The organism is uncultured Thiothrix sp. (assembly GCF_937873765.1).
Classification (GTDB): Bacteria; Pseudomonadota; Gammaproteobacteria; order Thiotrichales; family Thiotrichaceae; genus Thiolinea.
Genome location: NZ_CALMZC010000052.1, coordinates 45,995 through 70,734 on the forward strand (window position 1 = coordinate 45,995; position 24,740 = coordinate 70,734).

20 protein-coding genes are annotated in these 24,740 nt (G+C 43.9%); 10 read left to right on the plus strand and 10 right to left on the minus strand.

Features of this window, described 5'->3' with window-relative positions; genetic code table 11:
- Positions 1–326 precede the first annotated feature (326 nt).
- The 5 genes from Q0307_RS15215 to Q0307_RS15235 are packed head-to-tail and all read left to right on the plus strand — an operon-like array spanning position 327 to position 5,712.
- Entirely contained in the window at positions 327–1,511 is a 1,185-nt protein-coding gene (locus Q0307_RS15215; RefSeq protein ID WP_298661675.1) for a hypothetical protein, read from the plus strand.
- A 60-nt stretch (positions 1,512–1,571) separates the two neighbouring features.
- Entirely contained in the window at positions 1,572–2,711 is a 1,140-nt protein-coding gene (locus Q0307_RS15220; RefSeq protein WP_298661676.1) for a hypothetical protein, read from the plus strand.
- A 17-nt stretch (positions 2,712–2,728) separates the two neighbouring features.
- Positions 2,729–3,382, plus strand: coding sequence for a hypothetical protein (locus Q0307_RS15225; protein ID WP_298661677.1), 654 nt, complete (start codon positions 2,729–2,731; stop codon positions 3,380–3,382).
- A gap of 1 nt (position 3,383) precedes the next feature.
- Positions 3,384–4,517, plus strand: coding sequence for a hypothetical protein (locus Q0307_RS15230; RefSeq protein ID WP_298661678.1), 1,134 nt, complete (start codon positions 3,384–3,386; stop codon positions 4,515–4,517).
- 13 nt (positions 4,518–4,530) lie between these two features.
- Positions 4,531–5,712: a hypothetical protein gene (locus tag Q0307_RS15235; RefSeq protein WP_298661680.1), complete on the plus strand. Its 1,182-nt coding sequence runs from the start codon at positions 4,531–4,533 to the stop codon at positions 5,710–5,712.
- A 1-nt stretch (position 5,713) separates the two neighbouring features.
- Here Q0307_RS15235 and Q0307_RS15240 read toward each other — a convergent pair whose 3' ends face one another.
- The 7 genes from Q0307_RS15240 to Q0307_RS15270 form a co-directional block, all read right to left on the minus strand.
- Entirely contained in the window at positions 5,714–9,958 is a 4,245-nt protein-coding gene (locus Q0307_RS15240) for a glycosyltransferase (protein WP_298661682.1), read from the minus strand.
- Between the two features lie 124 nt (positions 9,959–10,082).
- Entirely contained in the window at positions 10,083–11,774 is a 1,692-nt protein-coding gene (locus tag Q0307_RS15245; protein WP_298661683.1) for a polysaccharide biosynthesis/export family protein, read from the minus strand.
- Positions 11,775–11,778: 4 nt separating this feature from the next.
- A complete protein-coding gene (locus Q0307_RS15250) occupies positions 11,779–12,918 on the minus strand; it encodes a hypothetical protein (protein WP_298661684.1) in 1,140 nt (379 codons plus the stop codon).
- The gene (locus Q0307_RS15255; protein WP_298661685.1) at positions 12,915–13,577 is read right to left on the minus strand and encodes an ABC transporter ATP-binding protein; all 663 of its coding nucleotides are present in this window, start codon (positions 13,575–13,577) and stop codon (positions 12,915–12,917) included. Before Q0307_RS15255 ends, Q0307_RS15250 begins: the two co-directional genes overlap by 4 nt.
- Positions 13,574–14,362 (minus strand): ABC transporter permease, encoded by a 789-nt coding sequence (locus Q0307_RS15260; protein ID WP_298661686.1) that lies wholly within the window; start codon positions 14,360–14,362, stop codon positions 13,574–13,576. The genes Q0307_RS15255 and Q0307_RS15260 overlap by 4 nt, the downstream gene beginning before the upstream one ends.
- On the minus strand, positions 14,363–14,686 hold the full coding sequence (locus Q0307_RS15265) for a hypothetical protein (protein WP_298661687.1): 324 nt from the start codon (positions 14,684–14,686) through the stop codon (positions 14,363–14,365).
- A 207-nt stretch (positions 14,687–14,893) separates the two neighbouring features.
- Positions 14,894–15,643, minus strand: coding sequence for a pteridine reductase (locus tag Q0307_RS15270; RefSeq protein WP_298661688.1), 750 nt, complete (start codon positions 15,641–15,643; stop codon positions 14,894–14,896).
- Here Q0307_RS15270 and Q0307_RS15275 point away from each other — a divergent pair.
- Positions 15,642–16,862, plus strand: a complete 1,221-nt coding sequence (locus tag Q0307_RS15275) for an SAM-dependent methyltransferase (protein ID WP_298661689.1) — start codon at positions 15,642–15,644, stop codon at positions 16,860–16,862. The genes Q0307_RS15270 and Q0307_RS15275 overlap by 2 nt on opposite strands.
- A gap of 57 nt (positions 16,863–16,919) precedes the next feature.
- The gene (locus tag Q0307_RS15280; RefSeq protein WP_298661690.1) at positions 16,920–17,747 is read left to right on the plus strand and encodes an undecaprenyl-diphosphate phosphatase; all 828 of its coding nucleotides are present in this window, start codon (positions 16,920–16,922) and stop codon (positions 17,745–17,747) included.
- Here Q0307_RS15280 and Q0307_RS15285 read toward each other — a convergent pair.
- The 3 genes from Q0307_RS15285 to Q0307_RS15295 are packed head-to-tail and all read right to left on the minus strand — an operon-like array spanning position 17,703 to position 21,306.
- Positions 17,703–19,313 carry a GNAT family N-acetyltransferase gene (locus Q0307_RS15285; RefSeq protein WP_298661691.1) on the minus strand — a complete coding sequence of 537 codons (1,611 nt, stop codon included), beginning with the start codon at positions 19,311–19,313 and terminating at the stop codon, positions 17,703–17,705. The two genes, Q0307_RS15280 and Q0307_RS15285, sit on opposite strands and share 45 nt — an antisense overlap.
- Positions 19,310–19,648, minus strand: a complete 339-nt coding sequence (locus Q0307_RS15290) for a P-II family nitrogen regulator (protein ID WP_298661693.1) — start codon at positions 19,646–19,648, stop codon at positions 19,310–19,312. The genes Q0307_RS15285 and Q0307_RS15290 overlap by 4 nt, the downstream gene beginning before the upstream one ends.
- A 17-nt stretch (positions 19,649–19,665) precedes the next feature.
- Positions 19,666–21,306: an NAD+ synthase gene (locus tag Q0307_RS15295; protein ID WP_298661694.1), complete on the minus strand. Its 1,641-nt coding sequence runs from the start codon at positions 21,304–21,306 to the stop codon at positions 19,666–19,668.
- 61 nt (positions 21,307–21,367) lie between these two features.
- Between Q0307_RS15295 and Q0307_RS19090 the strand changes: the two genes are divergently transcribed.
- From Q0307_RS19090 to Q0307_RS15305, 3 genes are read left to right on the plus strand one after another with little or no spacing between them, the layout of a single operon-like run.
- Entirely contained in the window at positions 21,368–21,640 is a 273-nt protein-coding gene (locus Q0307_RS19090; protein ID WP_366936782.1) for a PP0621 family protein, read from the plus strand.
- The gene (locus tag Q0307_RS15300; RefSeq protein ID WP_298661695.1) at positions 21,574–23,232 is read left to right on the plus strand and encodes an ATP-binding protein; all 1,659 of its coding nucleotides are present in this window, start codon (positions 21,574–21,576) and stop codon (positions 23,230–23,232) included. Before Q0307_RS19090 ends, Q0307_RS15300 begins: the two co-directional genes overlap by 67 nt.
- A gap of 28 nt (positions 23,233–23,260) precedes the next feature.
- The gene (locus tag Q0307_RS15305) at positions 23,261–24,718 is read left to right on the plus strand and encodes a sigma-54 dependent transcriptional regulator (protein WP_298661696.1); all 1,458 of its coding nucleotides are present in this window, start codon (positions 23,261–23,263) and stop codon (positions 24,716–24,718) included.
- Positions 24,719–24,740: the final 22 nt, after the last annotated feature.

Here is a 24,740-nt window from a genome sequence, read left to right on the forward strand (position 1 = left end):
TTAGTTTACCAAGCATTGTTTACTTTTTACTTATCACCAGCCCTAGTGGAGAACCAGCCGAGGCCAACTACACTGGCTGACCATCCAATAAGTACAGCGCGATTGTATAGCTGCTGTCGTAAGTTTGCAATGCCTAGTGTCGTAAATCTACCACTAGTACTTTTTGTTGTTAATTTCTATCCGTATCTAAGAAGATAGTAGCTTTAAGCTTACAACACTAGCTTTTGGCTGAATATAGCTCAGAACAAACTAGTAAATTTTTACTATACATAAAGAAGAAAAGATAACAATCAACTGATAAGTATGTTTGCGAGACCCTACATTACATGATTTTTTTAACTAAAAAATTTTTACCCTTATTAATAGTACTTTGTTGCTCTACTAACCTTTATGCAGCTCCGAACCCATCACCTGCCTGTAATGGCAATGCAATAAAGACCCATTTTAGTTCTGGTATTGCTTGGTCTATGTGCCTTGATCTAGACCGACAAGCTGGCTTAGTACTTAAGCAACTGAAACTTACTACCCTCCACTCAGAGCGCCGCGTGTTGGGTCAAGCTAACCTTGCACAACTGGAAACAGTTTTTGATGACAACAAAAGTCCATCAGCCTTCATGGTTACTAGAGAGGGATTAGGTGCTGATAAACTTTTAAGCCTTACTGATAAAGACTGTCCCAATGGGCAACTTTATCCTGACTCAAATGGAAGGAATGTTATCTGCACGCGCAGTCAAGCAGGTGAATTGCTCTATAAATACGCATACCAAGCTTATCGCCAAGCTAGTTTCTTTGAAGTCTTTAGTATCAGCCAAGCGACATCCTTGCAGACCTATACCCAACGTTGGCGTTTCTATGAAAATGGAATTATTGAACCAGCTTTAGGTTTTAGTGGCAAGCTGCCACGCTTCAGTGAAGCTCATTTGGGTTTTGGGCGGGTTATTAATGAGAGCAATCAGTCAGCTATAGGTTTTAGTAGCTACTTAGGTTGGCGGCTTGACTTTGATTTAGGTAGAAGCCCCAACAACGATATAGCAGAGGAAATTACGAGTACACCGAGTCAAAGTAGGCGTCACAAGTCTTTGAAAACAGAAATCTTACAACAAGAAACCTCACGCAATCTAAATCCTGAGCTAAAAACAAGTTGGCGCATCAAGGATGGGGACGAAACGAATGACTCTGGGCAAACAATCTCTTACGAAATAATACCCTCTAACTATTACCAAAGTCTTGGCGGTTTTCGAGGCCGTCCCTGGTTAAAAAGTGATATGTACTTCACTCGCTATAAAGCTTGTGAACAGTATGCCTCTGATAATAAAACAACCAATAACTGTGCAAGGAACGTACTTCAATATATTGAAAATAAAGAAAATATTGATAAGTCGGACTTAGTTGTTTGGTATAAACAAGGTTACCATTACTTACCTCGCAGTGATGACAGTGATTATATGAGTACCGATTGGGTCAGTTTTCAATTAGTGCCCCGTGATTGGACAGCACACAATCCTTTGTAAGGTAATTATTGAATAGTTATGCAATCCCTAAGATCAAAAAAATTACTAGCTAGTTTACTTATGTGCTCAGCAGTTTATGTAAGCAATTCTGTTATTGCCGATGAAGCTTGCAGTGCTGCCTATACTATTGATACCTCATTACCTAATGGAGGACGCTGGACTTTATGTTGGGAGCATAGCTTGCAAAATGGTATTAGCTTTCACCACATTGCTTACCAAGCTAAAAACGGAACTACGCAGGATATTCTTTATCGGGCAGAACTCGCTCAAGTTCATGTACCTTACGACGATAATGGCGCTCGTTACCATGATATTAGTGATTACGGTTTTGGTGACGGAAACTTATTGGGGTTGAATGAAAAAGAGTGCCCTAATGGCCAGTTAATTAGTTATGCCGGCAAGCCGGTTATCTGTCAGCAAGTTCTTTCACGTGGTGAAGCATTCAGATATCAAGAGAAAAGTGCACAAGGCTACAAACTTAGCTTATTTAGCATCTCCCAAATAGGCTCATATAATTATGTACCACGCTGGGAGTTCTTTGATAATGGCACTATAGAACTTTCGGTAGGTGCAACAGGGGCTTTACAACGCTTCACCACAGGTAGTCAAAGCACTCAAGGGTGGCCGATTGCTCCTGATAAAATTGGTGTATCGCACTTACACAATTTCTTTTGGCGCTTAGACTTTGATTTAGCCGGCAACGGTGCCAATGATGTGATTGAAGAAATTAACTTTGTCCGTGATGACGGTGGTTTAAAGACTAAATATGAACCTATTCTGTTAGAAGCTGGTAGGGATGTAAATCCACAGACTATGCGTACTTGGATAGTGACCGATAAAAACTTACGCAATAAAGCCAACTCACCCATTGCTTATGAAATTCAGTTGTATCAAGCGGGACAACGTGACGTTGGTCCAGATGAAGAGGCTTTCACTAAATATGATATTTATTTTACTAAAGCTAAAGACTGTGAGCGTTTTGCTTCGCACAATGGAGGCGCTGACTATTGTGCAAAAGACTTATCGACTTATATCAATGATGAGTCATTGGAAGACGATATAATAGTCTGGCCTACTACAACTTTTTATCATATTCCTCGGGCGGAAGACGCCCCCAACATGAATGTTCATTGGAGTGGTATTCGTCTTAAACCTTTTGATTGGCACAATAGCAATCCCTTAGCGAGTGCAATACGATGATCTGTAGATATAAATTAATGCGTTGGTGGAAAGCAAAACTAGTTTTTATAAGCGTCTTAGTCCTTACAGCTAATACCTACGCAGGCAGTCAAGACCCTCTAAGCCTGAATGAACAAGCGAACACCACAGCGCTCATCGAATCCTCTTTACCTGCCTTAAAAAGGCAAGCCGAAGGTGTCAATGGCACTAATTCTTATGAATTACTATTAATTGAGCGAGATCGCTCTGAAGACAAAAAATCAGGTGTGCGTCGTGCTAATGCTTTCGTTTACGATTACAAAACGGACGAAACTATTATTTACCGCATTGATCCCATTACTAACAAAATTCTCTCTTCAGTGCGCCGAAAAAACCTGCAGCTCCCTTTAACAGCTAACGAAATTGAGCGTACTGTTAAGCTTATTTTTGCAGATAAAGAAACCTTTGAGCTGATTAGCAATGAATATCAGCGTATTACCGAGAAAGTTCTCAGCTCCCCTAAAGACTTAGAGGCCAAAGCTTTTGTCTTTACTGCGGATACGCTTCCTGAGCAACTGAATAAAGCCTCACAACAATGTGGCTTACATCGTTGTGCACAAATTTTGCTATACACGCATGATTCAGTCGTATTTGAAATTAGCCCAATTGTCAATTTATCTGCTAACCTCATCACTCAAGTTGCTGGATTTTAAAGTGTTTTTTAAACAATTCTTATTAATGATTGGTTTAGCGCTAGCTACTATGCAAACCGCTCTTGCAGCACCCGAACCAACTCAACATTGCCCAACCGCTAACATCATTACTAAGACTTTTGGTTCAGGTGCTCTATGGAAAATGTGTGCTGAGATGCGCCCTGCTGAGGGTTTAGTACTTTCTCAAGTCTACTATGCAGCTCCTAATAAAACGCTGAGACGCATTTTGGGTGAAGCCAGCCTGTCTCAACTTGAAATTCTTACTGATACAATCACTACGCCTAGCTACGTGGTAACCCAGCAGGGCTTAGGAAAAAATAGCATAAGCTTGAATTCAACGGATTGCCCACACGGAAATCTTAAGCACCTAGCCAGTGACACTATTTGTCGTAGCACTCAAGAATATGGTTATCAGTATAAATTCGATAATCAACGGCAGGGCAGCTTTTTTGAACTAGTCACTAGTTATAACCTACCTCCGCATACCTACTTTTTGCGCTGGCGTTTTTATGAAAACGGCATCATTGAGCCTGCATTAGGTATTAGCGGACAGCTTACTAAAGCTGCTGATAAAAGCTTAGAAAATTTTACTGCACAGGCAGGCTGGCGTTTAGATTTCGACCTAGGTGCTACAGGCAGTGATGATGAAGTGCTCCAAGTTACTAGCACTCCTTCTGAGGATCGCCTAACTAAAGTAGTAAGTATTGGAAGTCAGACTAAGGAATTTGGGGCTAGTGAAGATCCCGAAATCAAGCGTCTATGGGTAATTCGTGATGGTAATACTCCACTGGAAGGCATTAGTATTCCTTCTTATGACCTTGTACCTAATAATTATAACTACAGCCGGATTAATCCTTTGAACGAACCTTGGCTGAAAAAAGATATTTACGTGAGTCGTTATAATGCCTGTGAACGTTATGCAACGGATAACCGTCTTAGTGATTGTCCCGCTAACAATAATAGCCTTGCAAAATATGTAGCTAACGCAGAAATCATCGGCAGCGCTGATAGCGTAATTTGGTATCGACAAACTTACCACCATCTAGCCCGTAGTGATGACAATGGAAAACTGGGGACTATTTGGAGTAGTTTCCAACTAGTCCCGCGAGACTGGCATAGTCAAAATCAATTCTAAGTGTAAAAATTTTATGTCTAAAGCTAAAAGCTTCGCAAAAATACTCACATTAGGCTTATGTTTATGCCCATGTCTCGCGGAAGCAGCAGAATTTTGCGATGACAATTATTACATCAATGTAACCCTAGACAACCAAACACGTTGGGATATGTGTTGGGAGCATCGTGGTTTAACTGGCATTTCCCTGCACCATGTGTTTTATACACCACCTAGAGGCCCAAGACTGCTGGTCTTGTATCGGGCTGAGCTCGCTCAAGTACATGTTCCCTATGATGATAATGGCATTCGTTATCATGACATCACTGATTATGGATTTGGCCGCAGCTCCATGCTGCCTTTAGCGACCGCAGACTGCCCTAAAGGCCAATTACTCAATTTTTATGATAAAACTGTCATTTGCCAAACTACCCAAAGCCGTGGCGAAGCTTATCGGTTTGGCTCAGAAACTAAACAAGGTCAAGCTTTAAGCTTATTTAGTGTTTCGCAGATTGGTTCATATAGCTACATCCCTCGCTGGACTTTTGCAGATGATGGCAGTATGGAGTTCGCAGTAGGGGCAACCGGTGCTCTACAACGTATTTTACCTGATGATCAGATGCAAAGACCGGGTTGGAATATTGGCTACGACAGGGTAGGTGTTTCCCACTTACATAATTTTTTTTGGCGGCTCGATTTTGACCTAGGTGGTCAAGGTAATAAAGACTATGTAGAGCAAATTGATTTTGTGCCGCAAGCAGCCAAGCTGACACGTCAAACCACTGTTTTCACTAAAGAAGCCGCTAGTAACGTATCTCCAGAACTGGCACGCACTTGGCTTGTCACATCGAGTGCTTTAAAAAATGCTAAGCAGCAAGCAATGGGTTATGAAATTCAGCTTAATCAATCTGGGCAACGTGATGAAGGACCCGATCTTGAGCCATTTACCAAGCATGATTTCTATGTTACCAAGGAAAAAAGTTGTGAGTTGTATGCTTCACACAATATCAGCACTCTAGACGAAGGTGACGAGTGTGCGGATAATTTAGCTGAATTTGTGAATGACGAAGTTATTACTGGCGAAGACATAGTAGTTTGGCCGACCGTCAGCTTTTACCATATGCCGCGTGCAGAGGACATGCCCAATATGGATGCCCACTGGAGTAGTATTCGTTTAGTACCGATGAATTGGCATACTCAAAACCCCTTAACGCGTTAACTTACGCGCTAAAAGCAACGGCTAAATAGCCTTTTAAACGCGCCTCATTTAAAGCTAACTGCCGTTTAAGCTCTGCTGGATGAATGGCATTTAAGTCAGCATACCAAGTATCCTGCTTGTTCAAAGCGCTTAGTGTTTTCATATAAGCTGCTTTACCAGCCAACAAAACGTAACCAAATTGCTGATAGAAGAAAGTCGCTTCGACTTGGCTACGCTCAAAGGTCTCCTGCTCATTGTAGTCATGTGAGTGGTAAACTAGAGCATTTAAGGCATAGGCCTTTTTAAAGCCAGCTTTAATGATCTGATCTGCCCAAACTTGATCCTCGCCATAGTCAATTACCGGATAAGGTATCTGTTTCCAAACTGAACGACGCAAGCAAGAATTATTATCTGAATAGAAATGCAAAACTTGCCGCCAAGTCGCTTCACCGGTTGCAAAGCGCTCTGGATCAGTGTGTTTATCTAAATAGATCGGTTGTTTAGCCAGTTGATCAAAATGGGCTGTCAAATCACGCTTTACAAAAGGTGAAGCTTCAGGATAAGGCAAATGTTTCCCAAAAGCGCCAGCCGCTGCAGGCTCATGCTCAAGCACGGAAACCAGATTGAATAGCCAAAACTGATCCACAGGCAAAGCATCCTGTGTCAGGAAAGCCACATATTCCCCACTTGTTAGCTCCACGCCTAAATTACGCGTCCCCCCATGACTAAACTGCGTCTTGGGGATAGAGTGAAGACGTACTTGCTTAGTACGTACTAGCTCAAGCGAACCATCTGTAGACCCGCTATCAATAATTAATAACTCAAACGGCCAAGGCACTTGCTGCTCAAGTACGCGCTCTACCACCTTCAATAATAGCTCGCCACCATTGAGGGTCGGTATCACGATCGAAACCTTTATAGATAGTGCTGCAGGTGGCTTGGCTTGATAAGTAAGCTCTTGCAAGCGTTGCTGAATAGAGCGACTGACCTCCTGCGCTGTAGCTTGCCAAGTAAATTGCCTAGCCCATGCCCCGCCCAATTTTGCAGTTTTCGCTCTTAACTCCACATCTTCCAATAACCCTTGGAGGCGTTCAGCAATAATACGTGGATGAGGAGCCGCTAAAACCACGGTACCTACTGGAAAGACTGTGCGTGTATTATCTCCATCTAATTCTACAACGGGCAAATCACAGGCCATCATTTCTTGCGGAACTAGTGAGTAATTAGTGGCTGAAAACACCATGCCTAGATCGCAAGAACGATAGAGATAGCCTAAAGCTTCAGCGGGTAGCACACCATGATCGGTATACTCAAAGCTAACTTGCTCTAGCCATACTTTGTTATTGTCAGCGCCATACACCTCAACATGGAAAGCTAAACCTAAATCGGCTAAATGATTCAGGGCAAGCACACCCAACTCTACGGCGCGGCGTGAGGTGCTGGTACGGGCATAAAACGCGATCCGTGGCACGGTATTAGTAAACCGCCCTGCGGGTGGATAATAAACCTGCTGATCTGCAGCTAACCAGAAATGCGTCGCCCAACGCCCATAACGCTCACGCATCAACTTTTCTAGCCAAGGCCCTGCACAAATACAGTCTAAGTCTTCATGATAAGTCAGCTCAGCGGCTAAACTATTGCTACCTGCAGCGAAGAAAGATGGCTCATGATCCTGCACGAAATAAAAGCGCCGCTTAAAGTTAGAAGCAGATAATACCGGCCAGACCGACTCCCAATCAGTGGCAATAATGATGTCCCCATTCGCTTGCTGGAAAGACTCATCCATAAAATGGATTTGAGCACTCAACTGTTGGTAGTGACGAATCAGATCTTCATAAGCGTCGTCCGTGGTTTTATGTACCACTTGATTGTGCAGCCAAATATGTTGTTGATGCCCCAATAACTCAAACCAGCGCATAAAGCGAAAAATGGTCATATTGCCACCGCCACCTTGCTGAGCAAAATCACAAGTCACCCAATGAATGACTAACTGGTCTTGCGCAAAACTGAAGTTAGGCGGGCTTAAAGGCTGGTCTTCAAACTTTAACATGCTTTGCAAAGCAGGACTGACGAGACTGGCTGATTTAGCTGGCTTTACTGTAGTAGGTGCTACTAACTCAATACCTACTTTTCTGAATTTTAACTTATATTGATTGATGAACTCTTTTTCACCCGCTTTAGGATGTGGCTTACGTCCATCCTTCTGGCCATGCTTTAGATAATGAACCAAAGGATTCAATTCTGAAAAATAAACATCAGGGTATTCAGCTAAATACCAAGCACTATCGAAACAAGCACTAGGGGCAAAACGCCAATGATGCGGGTCAGTTAAATAGTGTTCTAGGGCTGAAATACCCTCTGGTAAATCTGCGCCAATTTGCCTTAAATAATAACGACTATCAAACAGCGGATGCGGATCCATGTGCCATTGATCGCCATATTTAAGATAATAAACCAGAGGATTTAACTCTGACTCGACAATCTCTGGATATTCAGCCACATAGTAAGCAGCTAAAAACAACGGATTGGGATTTCTTAATTCTTTCCCCCCCTGATACAGATAATGCCAGAGTGGATTAAGTTCTTGTCTATCGACCAGTTGGCGAAGATCGGGATACTGGCCTAAATACCAAGCAATATCTAACAAGGGATGAGGTTGACGATTCTCAATGACACCCTTCGTCAGATAATGGACTAAAGGATTTTCACCAGACTCCTGCAATTCTGGGTTTTGCTTGATATACCAAGTACTGTGGAAAAGCGCATTGGGCTGGTAACCCAGTTTCGCTCCAGTCAGATAATAATGTTCTGCCAAAGACTCCGTGACGTCATCGCTCTCCGGGTAGCTCAGATAAAAAGGCCGATCTAAAAGCCCACTCCTCTCGATTAACTCAATATCAGGGTTTATTGGCGTTGGTTCAGGTTCAGGTTCAGGTTCAGGTTCAGGTTCAGGTTCAGGTTCAGGTTTTGGGCGACCTAAGTTGAAAAACCATTTAGGTTTAGGTTGTTCAGTCTGTATAACTTGTTTAGGTTCAGGCTGAACCTCCAGCAGCTCTTGTTTAGCTTCAGGTTCAGGACTGGCTACAACCAAAGGCTTGGGTTTAAGCTGTAGAGACTCAGTTAAATTTAAGACCTTGCTCCTTAACGCAGTTCGATCCTTAGCAAGCATAGCCAATTCAGTACTAAGTGCATTCTTAGCCAACTGCAACTCATGCATGCGCTCAGCCTGTAGAACTAGTTGATTAGATTGAAACTCCATCTCCTGCTTATGCTGCTCTTTCAGTTGGCTAGCTAGTTGTTCATAATGCTTATCACGTTTAATTAACAGATAATCTTTATGCTCTAAAGAATCTTTGTTGCGTGCCTCCATTTTTTGACGCTCTTTAAGCTGCCATTGCTGCTCAGATAACAAAACCTTCGCGTAAACCTTAGATTCCTGATTAAACTTCGCACGTAAAGCTAATAAGCCCTGTAAAGCCTCGGTTCGCCTCTCTCCCGCTACTAATAACAGTAACCATTCATAAGCTTGGACGATTTGCTCTGAAAATTCCGTAGACTGCTTAAGGTCCTCTAAACCTACTGAATTATGTTTTTGATCTTCTTCTAGATAATTTTCAATTTCTAGTTGAGATAAGACCGACTGGCGTGGAAAAGCTAAGTCAATTTGCCGTTGCAAAGACTGAACAAAACCCTGCCAATCTTGCATCAGCTGCTCATAACTTAAAAAAGCGATGGGGTAATTTTGCGCATAATAAACAGCATCTAACACATGACGTAACCAGAGCAATCCTCCTTTAGCTAGCGGAAAACCATTACGTTTTTTTAAAGACTGCGCTACTTCCAGCGGATTACGTACTGGAATCATAATGCAGGGTTTAATTTCTTGTGCTTGCAGTAACTCTAGCCAAAACGGTAAAAAGCGACAAATTCGCGGATCTTTAATAACAAATAGAGAGGAATCAGCAAAATCAGCTTGGACAATATCGCCAATAATTTTTTTATACTTAGTGGCGGCGGTTGAGGCATACCAGTCTGGATTAAACTCCGTCCAATCGCTCCAGAAGGAACCCGCTGATTCTAAGAGAGCGTCATGCTCAATCATTAAATCAACCGACTCCCAAAAGCCTGTTTCATTATTATTGGGTAAGGCTGAGGCTAGACGCTTGGGCAGATCAGCACCTAATAGAGAGAAAACACGTGTTAAAGCTGAAGTACCACTGCGATGCATGCCTGCAACTAAGATGGCATGCTTAGGCGACATAGACATATGAATCTTCTACCCCAAGTAACTAAACCGACTAAAACCTAACAGTATACTGTTTTTACAAGCACAAAATAAAAGGGAAGCCGAAGCCTCCCTTGAGCAGCAACGTCAAGGCGAGAATTAAAACTTACAAGCCCACTGCTTTTGCCGCGACTGCAATTTGATAAACAATCTGTACTAGGTCTTTAGTGAACTGCATATCTTTAGTATCTAAGCGTGGATAAACCATAATTTGATCACCGGCTGCCACAGGCGGATTACGACCCATAATGACTTTACCATTAGGCTTTACTACCATTAGGCTTTCCTCATTAGCTCGCTCCGTAAAGCCACCTGCTTGAGCAATATAGTCTTTCAAACTAGCATTCGTAGCGAAAACCACCGATTGCGGAACCTGTACTTCTCCACTAATCATCACCACATCACTTTTCGGTGGAATCACGATAATGTCACCGTCTTCCATGCGAATATTCGCAACTTTACCTCGATCAGAGACTACCACTTTGCCTTCAGGCCGAACCGTACTAGCACGCTCCACAAACTTCAAAATCAATTCAGCTTCTTTGGCACGAATCGCGGCTTCTCCATCAGAACTAGCCGGCGCTGTCAGAACACTGCGTTCTAAACGTCGCAAAGCTTCATCAATATTTTTCTTTTGCTCAATTGCTACACTTTTGCGTTTAATATAAATATTGCCAATATCAGCTTCATTCGGATCGACGGAGACATAATCCAATACTTCTTGCAAACGACTGCCACGCTTAATCGCTAAGTAAGAATTCCCTAAATGACTCCCCTCTAAACTAATATCCATCACCGGTGTAGGAGCATCGCTGACAAAACGCACACTATCCCCATCATAGAGACGATTGTTCATAAATTGCTCATAGGTAATGTAGGAAGAATTCGGCAAGCCATCGCGAGTACCTGAGACGGCAATATTAGTCACACTACTATCGGGTCGCGCGTATTTAATGAGCTGTGCACCGCTAATGCTATTGCCTAAAAACTCAAAGCGGTAATTATTACGAATATCACCTTCGACACTAATCATGCTACCTTGGGGACGAACCACAATAGTGTCACCATCACGAAATAAGACTTTCGGTAAGCTGCCATTATTCACGAAATCATATAAGTCCATACTAGCAACTCGCTGCTGACCACGCTTAACTAGCACTTGCCGATAACTGCCTCGTCGAGGGTCTACTCCACCTGCCTGATGTAAAAAAGCTAAGATACTGTCGTCCGGCAAGCCAGAATACTGCCCCGGACGTATCACACTACCGGTCACAAAGACCGTCACTTCTTTGGTGGAGGCAGTCAATAAATTTGCATAAACATCGACGCCATCTTTGTAGACTTTACCCACCGCAGCTTTGATTTTGCTTGAAACTTCAGAGGCACGTGTTCCCACCATCTGAATCTCACCAACATCAGGAATGAAGACATTACCATTTGCATCCACAGGCAAAATCTCATTAGCAGTCGCCTCACCCCACATGCGTAAAGCAATTTTATCACCCGCTATCACTTGATAGTTCGGGTCTAAGGAACTAGGCCGCCGGCTTACGTAATTGCCTGCAAATAGATTAGCCCCGAAGGGCTGTAAACTCTGCCCTGAACGCGAAGTTTTGGGCAAGCCCTCATCAAAAATGCGCGGTTTGTCTTCAGCCGTGATTAAATCACTACTATTGGTGATGACTGGACTTGGATCTGCAGCGGCATTCACATTAGTGCCTTGGTCTTCAGCATAGCTAGGACTAAGAATTAGAAAGCTCAGCAGAAAACTAAATACAATCTTTTTAAAAAACTTCATATACCTATACCCAACCCACATGATCGCGGATCGCTGCTACTGATAGAGAGCCGATACCCCAAAAAAGAAAACTTAGTAGTAGCACAGTTAAAATGCCAGGAATCTTTTCTGGTTTAATCGCTTCATCTGGCAGATTTGGCTGCACGGTGACTGTTAAATAACGTTGTTTGCGCTCTAGTTCTAGACGTGCCTGCTCTAAAGTCGTTTGCTTGGCTGTATACAGTTGCTCAGCAAAACCCAAGCGACTTTGTAATTCTGCATATTGAGCTAATTGACTCGCAGCTTGTGTATTTTGTCCTTTAGATTGAGCGACTGAAACAGATTGCTCTTTAGCAACTTGCTGACGTAAAGAATTGACTCTACTTTGCAAAGTTTTTACTTTCATGGCTTCTGGCTGCATAAAACTACTAATTTGTGTTAATTCAGCTTCGGCTTGAGAAAGTTGGGTCTGTAGCTCAGATAAGCGAGTTAAACGAGCCGTTTCTTCACGCTCAATCCGTGCATTAGTTTGTGAACCAGGATCGAGTATATCTTGCTGCTTACGGAAAGCGGTCAGTTGCTCACGTAAAGTATTTACCTCTTGTTGAGCCGCTATCGCCTCTTTCTCCGCCAACTGTAAACTATCAGTCCGTAAACTAGATGAGAGTTTATTAACCAAGACTTCACTTTGTTTTAAAGCTAAAGCGACTAACTTCTTACTAGTTTCAGCATCAAATGCGGTAATTTTTAGAGTACTAATACCAGAAGTGAGATCATGCTCAACCTCTATCATTTTCTGCCAGTACTCCACTAAATCCTCTTGGCTAGCTTTTACGTCTAAACGCGCATATTCATCAATGGATGGATTAGAATAATGAGTACGCAAATCCAGCTCAGGCTTAATATCCTTGATAAAATCAGCCGACCACAAGTAATCACTAATGATCATGGAGTCAGAAGTACCGCCCGTAGCACCTGGTAAACCAGTTAAAGCGCCTAATACATCCACCTTAGCACCTGAGGTATTTTGAATAATAAAATGTGCCTCAGAAACATATTGGTTACTGGCATAACGATAGTAATAAACCGTAGCTAAAAGGGTTGGTACCACAACCAATAACAAAAACAACCATGGAAACGGCGTGCGTTTCTTAGGCCTACTCATGGTTTAACCCCCGCTAAGCTCTGATAAAACTTGATACCAGACTCCACATTATCAAAAATACTAAGTTCATGGTCGTTTAAAATAATAATGACATCAGCATAGTCACGGATCGTGCGCATATCATGGGATACCAAGATTAAATTAGCGGTTTGACGACGTGCTTCAAAAGCAGCCTTACTTTTTTTCTTAAAAATAGGGTCACCCACTGCCATCACTTCGTCAATTAAATAAACATCGAAATCAATAGCTAAACTTAAACCGAAAGCTAAACGAGCTTTCATACCATTCGAGTAGGTACGCATTGGCTCAGTTAGAGCATCACCTAGCTCAGAAAACTCGCGCACATAGTCTAACACTTGATGGAGATCAGCATTATAAATCCTACATACAAAGCGCAGATTTTCCTCACCGGATAAATTTTGATTAAATCCGCCACTGAAGCCGAGCGGCCAAGAAAAACGCCCAGTACGAATAATTTTTCCAGAATCTGGTGGCTCAGAGCCGGCTATTAAACGCAGAATGGTTGATTTACCCGCACCATTCATGCCCAAAACCCCAATATTTTTGTGCTCAGGAAATTTAAAAGACACTTCATCTAAAATAGTGCGATAGCCATGGCTCAGCTTATAGTGCTTACTGACCTTGATAAACTCAATCATACGCCTAACTGCCTGAGCTTACTGCGGGTGACACGCTCACCTGCGAGGCCAAGAAAACCGAAGCACAGCATCCACAGTATAGGGTACATAGGATCGTAAAAGCGGCTTTCAAAACCATAGAAAAAAGCCGAACGTGCCCACTCCACCAGATGTAATACTGGGTTATACCAAAGTGCATCTCTAATGGGTTGAGGCATACTATCTGCTACAAAGAAGGCACCAGACACAAAGAACAACACACGCAATAAGAGGCCTTGGAAACTACTATAGCCTGGTAAGTATAATTTGATGACCGCCCCCACTAAGCCAAACGCAGAGCCAAAGATAAGACAGATCATCAGCACCGTAATCGACAGCAGTAAGTTTTCAATGCGGTCGAAAATATCCCAGAAGTACAAAACCGTTAGATAGAGAATACAAACGATAAAAATCGTTGCAAACTCTAGAACAACACGGGCAATGACTACATCAATCACTTTGACTTGTGGATAAGTTAGCAAACTCACACTGCCTTCAATCACATTACTCATCATGGATACCCCGCGTGAAAACAAGGTCCATGGAATAATGCCCGTGAAAAAGAATAAGTGGATATCCACATTAATCGGGGAACCACGGTCTATCACGCTAAACACTAAAGCTAAGGCTAGAATCCCTGTTAATGGCTCAAACACTGCCCAAAAATAGCCTAAACGACTACGACCAAAGCGCGTGCGCATATCCCGTAGGATAAATGCATAAACAACACGTGCCTGAACGACTAGGGCTTTGAAAATCTCAGACATTTAGAATTTGGCCGGCTCCGTATTCACAACTGGTGCGGCTAAAACCCAACGACCATTGATCCAGCAAGCAGACTTTGGTCTAGGGTCATTACGTCCACGGCCTTGGGTAAAGTATTGGCAAATATAACCATTTCCTGAGTAATAGCGAACCCCATCTAAAATCACCTCACCTTTTTGTGGAGGAGGTGCACCAATAAGACGCTTTTCTTCTGCCGTCAACTCTTCACGGGCTGGCGCTTGAAATTGAAACTTAGGTTGAAAAGTTGCAGAGCGCTGTTGATATTCATCAACACTTTGTGCTTGTAAACGCTCGATATACTTCATAATACCTGTGCACCCCGTCAATAGTGGAAACAGCATGCCAAGACACAGGATTCGTAGATACATTAACATGGTCGGATTGAAACCAAAGTCAGTTTAATAGCTTATTTATGCACTCATTAGCAGTGCGTCATTCTTACCACACGCGCACCATACAATACCCTATCCGTGGGTGCAAACCTATTCCTTAGGAAACACCTCACAGCTCGTTTAATGGTTTAATAAACGCCCACCATCGACAGCAATCACTTGCCCTGTAATATAAGGCGCATCTCGCACCAGAAATAAAACAGTTTTAGCGATGTCCTCAGGCCTCCCCATACGCTCCAAAGCGGTTTTTGCTAAGATTTCTGTCCCTTGAGCTGTGCTAACCGCCTGTTCAGGCCAAAGAATCGCGCCGGGCGCTATACCATTGACTCGAATCTGCGGCCCGAGTTCGCGGGCTAAAACTTGAGTTAACATGATTAAGCCTGCTTTTGCAGCGCAGTATACCGAAAATTCAGCAAGAGGACGCAAACCATGCACGTCCGTCATATTAATAATCACCCCGTGGTGCTGCTGCAGATAGGGCAAAGCGGCTTGGCTGAGAAACAGAGGCGCTTTTAAATTGACTCCCATCAAATCATCCCATTGCTGGGCATTGATACTTGCCAAGGGCGTGGGATAAAAATTTGAAGCATTATTGATTAAAATATCAAGGCGTTGAGTTTGCTCTATAAGACTGTGCACTAATGCGCTTAAGTCGCTCGTCTTTAATAAATCAGCTTGTAGCAACAGACACGAGTTAGCACGCTTCGCATTCAAGTCTAGTTGTAGCTGCTCAGCCTCAACCACAGACTCACGGTAATGAATCGCCACGGTTGCCCCTTCAGCATGTAAACACCGTGCTAACTCAGCACCAATGCGGCGTGCAGCGCCGGTAATTAAAACGACTTTTCCTGTCAGCGAATTCTCTATCATGTCGTCATTAGATTCAGGTTATTATCAGGTCTTCCCAACATCATACCTTGTCATGCGCTTTACAGATACTTTACCTATCCCATCAGCAGAAGCTCTAGCTCATAGCGAGCAACTCAAAGCTATTATTGGTCAGGAAATTCAGGCTCAAGGGGGACAGATCAGCTTTCATCATTTCATGCAAATGGCTTTATACGAACCGGGCTTGGGTTATTATGTGGCGGGCTTACACAAAATTGGTGCGACCGGCGATTTTGTCACTGCCCCAGAGATTTCTGCCTTATTTTCACAATGTATTGCCCATCAATGTGCACAAATTTTAAGCGAGTTACCCAATAGCTCCATTTTAGAATTAGGTGCAGGTAGCGGACGAATGGCCGCAGAAATTTTACTAGGTTTAGAACAACAAGAATGCTTACCTGAGCACTATTTTATTTTAGACCTCAGCCCTGACTTACAAACTCGTCAGTGGACCACTATAAACCAATATGCCCCGCATTTACTGCACAAAGTCCAATGGCTAACTAGTTTGCCTACAGAGCCTTTGCGGGGCGTCATGCTAGGCAATGAAGTGCTTGATGCGATGCCAGTCGAGTTATTTACTGTCAACAAACAAGGTATTGTAAGTGTTCAAGTCAGTGTAGCAGACGATCAGTTTGCTTTTACAGACGGTCAGACAAAAGCTGCTGAGTACATTCAAACACTCCTGCCTACTGACTTAGCTCTACCCTACACCTCTGAATTCAATCCAGCCTTAGCAGCTTGGATACATAGCTTGGCCGAGCATTTGGAAACTGGCGCTATATTACTCATTGACTATGGTTATGAACGTTCTGACTATTATCATCCAGAACGTAGCCAAGGCACGCTACTCTGTCATTATCAACATCGCGTTCATAACCATCCCTTGATCTATCCGGGCTTACAAGATTTAACGGCCAGTGTCGACTTCACAGCAGTGGCTGAAGCGGGCGTGGATGCAGGTTTACAACTGGCGGGTTACACGACGCAAGCGGCTTTTTTGGCTGGTTGCGGTTTAGAAGATTTGTTCCTAGCAGCGCTTAATCAGCAGCCTCAAGCAAGCTATCAACTGGCTCAGCAAATTCGTACTTTAAGCTTACCCTCAGAAATGGGGGAACGCTTTAAAGTCATTGCACTCACAAAAGAGTTTACCACTCCCCTACTCGGCTTTAGACTGGGCGACCGCCAACATCGGCTATAGTCGGTTATAGATTTTGCACTTATTACTTTAAACCAAGAATTTTAAACAAAGGATCGTATGGATATTCTCTTACTGGTCAAAGCTGCCATCATGGGACTGGTGGAAGGCGCGACTGAATTTTTACCAGTTTCTAGCACAGGTCATCTCATTCTTGCGGGCGATTTGCTTAATTTCATGGATCATAGCAAGCGTAGTGTCTTTGAAATTTCGATCCAATTGGGCGCTATCCTAGCCATCGTTTGGGAATATCGGCAGCGCTTTGTACGTACTTTTACCGGATTAGGTCGCGACCCAATAGCCAATCGCCTGTTTATCAATATTGCGATTGCCTTTTTGCCCTTAGCTATTTTAGGGCTACTCTTTGGCGATATTATTAAAGCGCATTTGTTTAAACCCGTGCCCGTAGCGATTGCTTTTATTGTGGGTGGTTTTATTATCTTTTGGGCAGAAAAGCGACAAAAACAAGTCACGATTCAAACCGTTGATGATATTCGCCCGTTGGATGCGCTGAAACTTGGTTTAGCTCAAGCGGTGGCTTTAATCCCCGGCACATCGCGTTCGGGGGCAACTATTATTGGCGGGATTTTATTTGGTTTATCCCGTACTGCAGCCGCCGAATTCTCCTTCTTCCTAGCCGTTCCAACCCTAGGTATTGCGTCTATTTATTCGATGTATAAAGCGCGTGATCTGTTAAGTGTGGATGATTTAGCCCCTTGGGCTGTAGGCTTTATTTTCTCTTTCGTCAGTGCCTTATTTGTGGTGCGGGCGCTGATTCGCTATGTCAGCAACCATGATTTCACTATTTTTGCTTGGTATCGGATTGCTTTCGGCGTGATTGTGTTAATCACTGCTTATACGGGTTGGGTCAACTGGACTGTGCATTAAAATTCGCTCAACTAAAGCCTCGCCTGCTGTGCTTAAAGCATGAATTTGCACAGCAGAGCGGCTCGCACTAGCAGTGTCCTTGCGATACCCGATACGCGCTAACACAAAGCCCGCATCTTGCCAAAAACGCAATAATTCGGGGCTGAGTGCATAACTCACTGCTAAATAATCGACTTTTTGTCGGCTTGCATAAGTTTTCAAGGCTTGTACTAGTCTACGCCCCAAGCCCTGCCCTTGAAGGCTAGGATGCACCGCAATCCGCATAATGCGCTCACAGCTTAGCTCGGCTGCTCCTACGATCTTTGCATGAAAGGTTAAAGTCTGTGGTACTAAATGCCCATGAGGGCGGCGTTGACCGGCATAAATCGCCGCACTCAATTCAGCATCAAAACCACCTTCACGTGATAACAAGGCCACTGCTAAAATTTGCTGATTTTGCTCTAAGATATGAATGGAAAGATTGGGTGCATCTAGGATTTGCTGTAAATCGGAGGGACGAGTTTGATAATGAGCCGCTACTAATAAACCAAAAACTTGCTGTAATAAAGCCTCATCTACTAGCAACTGCTCTTGTGGTAATAGTTTATATTCAACTGATATTTTAGGATTAAACTGAACCTCTGCAGCTTCTACATCTAAGAGCAACAAGCGATACATCAAGGTCTCTAAGGGATCGTTTTGTGGCCAACGCATCGGCTGCTCTAAACGTAAACCTTGCCACTTGGGTACTAGCTCATTTAAAGCTTGTTGAAAGCGCAAAACAAAACCACGCCCACTGCCCTCATAACCGTGCAAAGTCGTTGCAAACACCACTCTCGGATAAGCCTTGACTAGGCTTAGCAACAAATTCAAGGGTATCGCTGCAGCTTCATCCACTAATAGAACGTCAGCTTTAGGCCGATTCAGTAATAAATCATCAGGCGCATAAAATACAGGCGCTAACTCAGCGTGTTTAAACACCGACTCAACTGCTGCGCGCGAAGGAGCCGTTAAGAGCACTTTATTACCTTGAGCGATTAATCGGTTGGCGGCTAAACCTAAAGCAGCGGATTTGCCACGCCCCCGATCAGCGGTTAAGACTAGAACAGTACTTGAGTAAATAATTTGTTCTACTATTTTAGCTTGGCTTGAGCTTAGACTTGGAGCTAATTCAACAGTCTTAGCTGGCTCCTGCAAAACTCGTAGTAAACGTTTTAAGAACAAGCCCCTAACACTCGCTACGGTATAAGGATAAGGTAAGAAGCGTTGATAAGCGGGATCAGGAAAATTAGGCCAAATCTCTATCGTTGGGCTAATTAAAATGAATAAGCCACCACCCCTTAAAGTACCACTGACTGCGGCTAAAGCGTTCACCTCTAAACCACTAAAGGCATCAAACACAATAGCATCAAACTCTTGGCCTAAGACCGAATGTGCTTTCTTAGCAGGTAAAGCCTCAGGAACTTGAGAAGCAGTGGAAATCCAAAGAGTCGCCGTGTACTGAATTAACTTAGAGCGCGCAACTCGCAAGCAGTCCTCTTGCGAGCCAGTGAGATGCAAAAACTGTCGGGGTTGATCCGCACTCAAACAGCGTCATTACCTTCTTCGCCAGTACGAATACGAATGGCTTGTTCCACATCAAGCACAAAAATTTTGCCATCGCCGATTTTGCCAGTTTGAGCGGCTTTCGTCACCGCCTCAATCACGGCTTCAACTTTTTCGTCATTAATGACAATTTCTAACTTAATTTTTGGCAGGAAATCAACTACATACTCTGCGCCCCGATACAGCTCCGTATGACCTTTTTGCCGACCAAAGCCTTTAACCTCAGTGGCAGTCATGCCGTTTACACCAATTTCAGTTAAAGCTTCACGAACATCATCCAACTTGAAGGGTTTAATGATGGCTTGAACCATTTTCATTGCGTAATCTCCTAGTCCTAATTCAGGGGTAATTGCTTACGCCACGCTGACGTCATTGGATAACGCCAATCTTTGCCAAACCCACGCCGCGTAATTCTTACACCGGGCGCTGCTTGGCGGCGCTTGTATTCATTTAATAGTACCAGATTTACCACGCGGCGCACGGTTGCTAGCTCAAATCCTGCATCAACCATCGTTTCGAGCATTTCATCTTGTTCTATAAAGCGCTCTAAAATGCCATCTAAAACTTCATACGGTGGCAAAGAATCTTGATCCACTTGCCCCGGTGCTAGTTCTGCCGAGGGAGGGCGAGTAATGACACGCTCAGGAATCACTAAACCTAGAGTATTACGATAGGCTGCTAAGCGATAGACTAAGGTTTTATAAACATCCTTCAACGGCCCAAACGCCCCAGCCATATCACCATATAAAGTGGCATAACCTACGGCTGTTTCACTCTTATTACTGGTGGTGAGCAGTAACTTGCCAAATTTATTCGACATGGACATCAGCAACATGCCGCGAATCCGCGCCTGTAGATTTTCTTCAGTGACATCTGCTTTGAAACCAACAAATTCCGGCGCAAGCGCCTGCACAAAGCTTTCATAGATGGGTTCAATCGGAATTTGCCGATATTTCACGCCCATGATCTGCGCTTGCTTAGCGGCATCTTCCACACTCATGGCGGCGGTATAGCGAAAGGGCATCATAATCGCTTCGACATTTTCCGCCCCCAAAGCATCAACGGCGATGGCTAAGGTCAATGAAGAATCAATTCCACCAGATAAGCCGAGTAATACTCCTTTGAAGCCATTTTTACGCACATAATCGCGCACACCCGTCACTAACGCTTTGTAGACATGTGCCTCTAAAGCTTCATGCTGATAAGTGGCAGCAGCAGGAGCTTCAATATTATCGATGGGCAACTCACCGACAAATACGCCTGACTCAAATAGTGGTGCTCTTAAAGTGCGTACCCCCTCACGGCTAAACAGCATCGAATCGCCATCAAAGACTAATTCATCCTGCCCACCAACGAGATTCACATAAGCCATCGGCACTTGATGCTTTAATACTTGGCGCAACACCACCTGCTCACGCTTTTCGGGTTTATCGTGGCTATAGGGAGAGGCATTTAAGACTAAAATCGCTTCTGCACCCAAAGCCATCACCGAATCCATCGGCTGATCATGCCAAATATCCTCACAAATTAAGATACCCGCGCGCACACCCTTGATGTTGACAATTAAGCTACCCGCACCCGGCTCAAACCAACGCTTTTCATCAAAGACCCGATAATTCGGCAAGTCCTGCTTATGATATTCACCAATAATTTCGCCATCTTGCAGGACATAGGCCGAATTATGAATTAGATAGTCCCGCAACATCGGCATGCCGACTAAAGCGGTAATATCTTTAGTATGAGGTTTAACTAATTCAATCGCTTGTTCGCACTGCTGCAAAAAATCTTCGCGATATACTAAATCCTCCGGTGGATAGGAAGATAAAGTCAGCTCCGGAAACACAATCACATCGACCTGCTTGGCCTTAGCTTCCTCAATAGCCTTGATAACTAACTGGGTATTTCCAGCGATATCGCCCACACACAGGTTTAATTGGGCGAGCGCTACGCTTAAGCTTCGATTATTCTTTTGCACGGTAATTTAGAACAGTAAGATGATGATCTAGAAACTATACCTGAAAAATTTGGATGTCAGCATGTTCCGCATAATTTTTATTCTTGTTCTGCTCATAGTTGGTTATCTCCTGTTAAAATCATGGCAGCGTAGAAAACAATTAAACAATCAACGCCGCGACGCGCCAAGTTCGGGACAAATAAAAAACCAACAGCCCATTGTGAGTTGCCAACAATGTGGCCTGCATGTTCCCAAGAGCGAAGCCGTCCAGCACGGGGGTAAGTTCTTTTGCAGTCTGGATCACGCGCAGCAAGCGCAAATCACACACCAATCAATGCCCAAGGACAAACGGTAGCGCCCTTTTTCTTACATGAGGATCCTTGGAATCTTTTAAGGCTCTATCATGTTTACCGCTTAGCGCTCGCGGGCGCATTCTTGCTAGCGATGGTCGGCCAATCCAAATTCGTGCAACTGGGGGCGCAAAATAAAGAGCTCTTCGGCTGGATGACGGCGACTTATCTCATGATTGCGATCATTAGCAATCTATCTTCTTATTTTCAGTGGCCTGATCTGGCGATCCAAGGTGTAGGCTACTCGATCATCGATATTATTGTTCTCTTTGTGATTCTCTATACCAGCGGTGGAGTTAGTGTTGGAATTGGCATTTTGCTCGTCGTCCCCGTGCTTATTCCTTATATTTGTGCTCCCGGGCAAGTCTCGATAGCAATGGCTGCACTCACCGGTATTTGCTTGATTAGCTTAGAAGTATGGCTAGGGTTTAGTGAAGGTCAAAGTAATACGACGAGTTTAACCCATAGCGGCATTTTGACTGCTTTCATTATGCTCGCGAGTTGGCTGGGTGACCGCTGGATTCGCAAAGCGGATGAAATGGCTAAACTGGCGAATCGCCGTGGGATTGATTTAGCGAATCTCTCACAACTCAATCAATCCATTTTAGATCGCTTAGAATCCGGCATTGTGGTGGTCGAAACTTCTGGGGCGATTCGGCATATGAATGCAGCCGCTTGGCATTTATTGGGCAACCCGGGTAATTGGCGTAGCAAGCCTTTAGCCGTGTTCGCCCCCGAGTTGGATAAGCATTATCAGCAATGGATTAATGAAGTCAGCCCACGTACTGCCAGCTATGATCTCAAACATCAACAAGCTACTGAATTACGCGTGCGTTTCACTCAATTAGGCACCCAATCACGCCGCAATACGCTCATTAACCTTGAAGATACCAGCGAACAGCGCGAAAAAGTGCAAGGGGTGAAACTCGCCTCCCTAGGCCAACTCACCGCTAGTATCGCACATGAAATTCGTAATCCATTAGGTGCGATTAGCCATGCTGCGCAACTGATGAGCGAATCACAAAACTTAGATAAAGCGGACACACGCTTGCTACAAATTATCCAAGCCAATGCCAAGCGTATGAACTTAACGATTGAAAGTGTGCTTAATCTGTCTCGCAAGAAAGAACCAAAGCGAGAGCGCTTGCCCTTGAAAGGCTGGTTACATAGCTTCTTACGCGATTTCATGCTGCAACATAACTTGAAAGAAAAGCAAGTCACACTCTTCATCGAACCTGCCGATTTGATGATTGAATTTGACCCTGCGCATTTACACCAAATTATGTGGAATCTCTGCCGGAATGCCTTTAAGTATGCCCATGAAAATCCACAAAAATTGCAACTGGATATTCAAGGGGGTACACCCGCACATAGTCGTGATGTATTGTTGAACATTATTGACAATGGCCGTGGTATCCCTGAGGATTTGCGCCAACGCCTATTTGAACCTTTTTTCACCACCAGTACTCAAGGGACTGGTCTAGGTTTATTTATGGCTAGAGAACTATGCCTAAGTAATGGCTCAGCTTTAGAATATATCTCGTTACCAACGGGTGGCAGTTGTTTTCGGATTGCCTTTTCGCGCTCAACACATTAATCAATAATAATAAGAAGCTCTGATCATCATGACTGAACAACGTGTACTCATTATCGACGATGAACCTGATATTCGTGAGCTTTTAGAAATCACGTTATTACGTATGGGTTTGGACACACTGACGGCTGGTAATGTTGAAGAAGCACTCGCGCAAATTCAAGCCCATGAACCAAATCTGTGCCTAACCGATATGCGCCTGCCCGACGGCAGTGGAATTGATATTGTGCGTTTCTTGCAAAAAAATTATCCACAAATTCCTGTCGCAGTGATCACTGCTTATGGCAGTATGGATGCCGCTGTGGAAGCTTTAAAAGCTGGTGCTTATGATTTCGTATCAAAGCCCGTTGATCTGCCTAAATTACGTGATCTGATTCAAACAGCGTTGAAACTAACCAGTAGCGAGAAACATCAGCGCTCGAAAGCACCAGAAGACTATGATAGCCAAGGGCGGATTTTAGGCTCGTCGCCTGCAATGCAAACCCTAAAAAGCACCATCGGTAAACTCGCCCGCAGCCAAGCACCCGTTTATATTCATGGTGAATCGGGGAGTGGTAAAGAACTAGTGGCTCACGAAATTCACTTGCAAAGCCCGCGACAAAAAGCGCCCTTTATTCCAGTCAACTGTGGCGCGATCCCAGAAAACTTGATGGAAAGTGAGTTTTTCGGTCATAAAAAAGGCAGCTTCACTGGCGCAGTCAGTGACAAACAAGGTCTATTTCAAGCCGCTCACAAAGGTACTTTGTTTTTAGATGAGGTTGCAGACTTACCGCTCACTATGCAAGTCAAACTTCTGCGCGCGATTCAAGAGCGCGCTATTAAACCGGTCGGTGGTTTGGAGGAAATTTCGGTTGATGTGCGGATTTTAAGTGCGACGCATAAAAGCCTTGAGCATGAAGTCGCTGCTGGCAACTTTCGCCAAGATTTATATTACCGCTTGAATGTCATTAAATTAAAAGTGCCACCTTTGCGTGAGCGCCAAGATGATATTGAATTATTAGCTGACTTTTTCTTGAAAAAAATTGCCGAACGCTGGCAGATGCCCGCTATTAAATTATCGCTCCAAGCGCGGCAAATACTCCTAAGCTATTCATTTCCCGGTAATGTTCGTGAGCTAGAAAATATTCTCGAGCGCGCGAGTACGCTTTGTGAAGACAACACCATTCAAGCCGATGATTTGCAGCTTCCACAAGTAATTCAGTCAAGTACAACTAATTCTCATCAACACTCTTCATCACGGTCTGTTCTATTATCAGTTCCACCAGATTTAGTCAGTCCCTATGCTCCACAGACACCCGTTTCCAATGCGACGAATGCTGCTGCAGAACAACTCTGGACACCACATACTGATGAAGAAGCCGAACGTACTATGATTATGGAGGCTTTAGATCAAACCCGTTGGAATCGCACAAAAGCTGCGGAACTACTCGGCATGAGCTTCCGGCAACTACGTTATCGTATTCAAAAATATGAATTAGATACCCACTAGTCTGCTGACAGCAAAGATCAGC